Source organism: Methylopila sp. Yamaguchi, assembly GCF_002897035.1.
Taxonomy (GTDB): Bacteria; Pseudomonadota; Alphaproteobacteria; order Rhizobiales; family Methylopilaceae; genus Methylopila.
Map to the genome: position 1 here is coordinate 2,501 of NZ_BAUX01000032.1, position 3,387 is coordinate 5,887.

Sequence of the window (3,387 nt, forward strand, 5' to 3'; positions counted from 1 at the left end):
TCACGGTGTGATTTTCGCGGGGGTGAGCATCGATCGTGAGAGCGATCAAGTGTCTTAAGAGCATTCGGTGGATGCCTTGGCGCTGAGAGGCGATGAAGGACGTGGTACGCTGCGATAAGCGTCGGGGAGCTGCGAACAGGCTTTGATCCGACGATTTCCGAATGGGGAAACCCACCTCCAACGTTTCGTAATTCGACTTATCCGGAGTGATCTGGATGAGTGGGATTACGACGCGTTGATAACGAGGTATTTGTTTCTGAATACATAGGAAACAAAGGCGAACCCGGGGAACTGAAACATCTAAGTACCCGGAGGAAAGGACATCAACAGAGACTCCGTTAGTAGTGGCGAGCGAACGCGGACTAGGCCAACGCCTTCCAAAATCTCATCAGAACCGTCTGGAAAGTCGGGCATTAATGGGTGATAGCCCCGTATGAGAAAAGCTTTTGGAAGGATTCGAGTAGGGCGGGACACGTGAAATCCTGTCTGAACATGGGGGGACCACCCTCCAAGCCTAAGTACTCCTCAGCGACCGATAGCGAACCAGTACCGTGAGGGAAAGGTGAAAAGCACCCCGACAAGGGGAGTGAAACAGTTCCTGAAACCGGATGCTTACAAACAGTAGGAGCCCGCAAGGGTGACTGCGTACCTTTTGTATAATGGGTCAGCGACTTAATGTGTCGAGCAAGCTTAAGCCGTTAGGTGTAGGCGAAGCGAAAGCGAGTCTGAATAGGGCGTGAAGTTCGACGTATTAGACCCGAAACCGGGTGATCTAGCCATGAGCAGGTTGAAGGTGCGGTAACACGCACTGGAGGACCGAACCGGTGCCTGTTGAAAAAGTCTCGGATGACTTGTGGCTAGGGGTGAAAGGCCAACCAAACTCGGAAATAGCTGGTTCTCCGCGAAATCTATTTAGGTAGAGCGTCGGACGAATACTGCTGGGGGTAGAGCACTGGATGGGCTAGGGGTCCTTACCGGATTACCAAACCTAACCAAACTCCGAATACCAGCAAGTACTATCCGGCAGACACACGGCGGGTGCTAACGTCCGTCGTGGAGAGGGAAACAACCCTGACCTACAGCTAAGGCCCCCAATTCGTGGCTAAGTGGGAAAGGATGTGAGAATCCCAAAACAACCAGGAGGTTGGCTTAGAAGCAGCCATCCTTTAAAGAAAGCGTAACAGCTCACTGGTCTAAACAAGGGTTCTTGCGCCGAAGATGTAACGGGGCTCAAGCCACGAGCCGAAGCTTAGGGTTCACCGCAAGGTGAGCGGTAGCGGAGCGTTCCGTAAGCCTGCGAAGGGACAGCCGTGAGGCATCCTGGAGGTATCGGAAGTGCGAATGCTGACATGAGTAACGAAAAGGAGTGTGAGAGACACTCCCGCCGAAAGTCCAAGGGTTCCTGCGTAAAGCTAATCTGCGCAGGGTTAGCCGGCCCCTAAGGCGAGGCCGAAAGGCGTAGTCGATGGGAATGGGGTGAATATTCCCCAGCCAGTGGGTAGTGACGAATGACGAAAGCCGTCGGAGGTTATTGGATTCCGAAGGCGGCCTGGTCGTTCCAGGAAATAGCTCCCACATCAGACCGTACCCGAAACCGACACAGGTGGACTGGTAGAGCATACCAAGGCGCTTGAGAGAACTATGCTGAAGGAACTCGGCAAATTGCCTCCGTAACTTCGGGATAAGGAGGCCTCGTATGCGGGCAACCGTGTGCGAGGGGCACAGACCAGGGGGTGGCAACTGTTTAGCAAAAACACAGGGCTCTGCGAAATCGCAAGATGACGTATAGGGTCTGACGCCTGCCCGGTGCCGGAAGGTTAAGAGGAGAGGTGCAAGCTTTGAATCGAAGCCCCGGTAAACGGCGGCCGTAACTATAACGGTCCTAAGGTAGCGAAATTCCTTGTCGGGTAAGTTCCGACCTGCACGAATGGCGTAATGACTTCCCCGCTGTCTCCAGCATAGACTCAGTGAAATTGAATTCCCCGTGAAGATGCGGGGTTCCTGCGGTCAGACGGAAAGACCCCGTGCACCTTTACTATAGCTTTGCATTGGCGATTGTGTTGGCATGTGTAGGATAGGTGGTAGGCTTTGAAGCATGGGCGCCAGCTCGTGTGGAGCCACCCTTGAAATACCACCCTTATCGTCACGATCGTCTAACCGCGAGCCGTCATCCGGCTCCGGGACAATGCATGGTGGGTAGTTTGACTGGGGCGGTCGCCTCCCAAAGAGTAACGGAGGCGCGCGATGGTAGGCTCAGAGCGGTCGGAAATCGCTCGTTGAGTGCAATGGCATAAGCCTGCCTGACTGCGAGACAGACAAGTCGAGCAGAGACGAAAGTCGGTCATAGTGATCCGGTGGCTCCACGTGGACGGGCCATCGCTCAACGGATAAAAGGTACGCCGGGGATAACAGGCTGATACTGCCCAAGAGTCCATATCGACGGCAGTGTTTGGCACCTCGATGTCGGCTCATCACATCCTGGGGCTGGAGCAGGTCCCAAGGGTTCGGCTGTTCGCCGATTAAAGTGGTACGTGAGCTGGGTTCAGAACGTCGTGAGACAGTTCGGTCCCTATCTGCCGTGGGTGTCGGAGATTTGAGAGGATTTGTCCCTAGTACGAGAGGACCGGGATGAACGCACCTCTGGTGGACCTGTTGTGGCGCCAGCCGCATTGCAGGGTAGCTACGTGCGGACGGGATAACCGCTGAAGGCATCTAAGCGGGAAACCCCCCTCAAAACGAGATCTCCCTTGAGAACCGTGGAAGACCACCACGTTGATAGGCCGGGTGTGGAAGCATGGCGACATGTGAAGCTTACCGGTACTAATCGTTCGATTGGCTTGATCGTTCTTGCGATCCATGCTCATCCCGAAGCGAACGCAAAGCGTTTGTCTTCAAGCGAACGCGACAGCGTTCGTCTCAGCCGAACGCGCAAGCGTTCTGGCTCCCAGCGCGATCACTCCTGGTGATCGTCGCGGACCCGATCCTGACAAGATCAAACCCAGCTTGCTTCGACAAACGTGTGCTTCGCCGGCCTGGTGGCTTTGCGAGGTGAAAAAACCCGATCCCATCCCGAACTCGGCCGTTAAGCACCTCTGCGCCGATGGTACTCCGTCTTAAGGCGCGGGAGAGTAGGTCGTCGCCAGGCCTGCGAAGCACACGAAAACGCTCTACGATGCTCAGCCAAAGCCTTCGTCCGTCGATCGCAGATCCGGACATGACGCGGGGTGGAGCAGCCCGGTAGCTCGTCAGGCTCATAACCTGAAGGTCACAGGTTCAAATCCTGTCCCCGCAACCAAATCCAAACACAAACAGCCCCGCTCAAAAAGCGGGGCTGTCGGCGTTCAAAACGGGCGGAAAACGGGGGACGGTCGCCGCAAGGGGGCAAGG

1 tRNA gene and 2 rRNA genes are annotated in these 3,387 nt (G+C 55.5%); all 3 read left to right on the plus strand.

Features of this window, described 5'->3' with window-relative positions:
• Nucleotides 1-43: 43 nt before the first annotated feature.
• The 3 genes from METY_RS20660 (at nt 44) to METY_RS20670 (ending at nt 3,295) form a co-directional block, all read left to right on the plus strand.
• Nucleotides 44-2,845, plus strand: a 23S ribosomal RNA gene (locus METY_RS20660).
• 186 nt (nt 2,846-3,031) lie between these two features.
• A 5S ribosomal RNA gene (gene rrf, locus METY_RS20665) occupies nt 3,032-3,145 on the plus strand.
• A 73-nt stretch (nt 3,146-3,218) separates the two neighbouring features.
• A tRNA-Met gene (locus METY_RS20670) sits at nt 3,219-3,295 on the plus strand.
• Nucleotides 3,296-3,387: the final 92 nt, after the last annotated feature.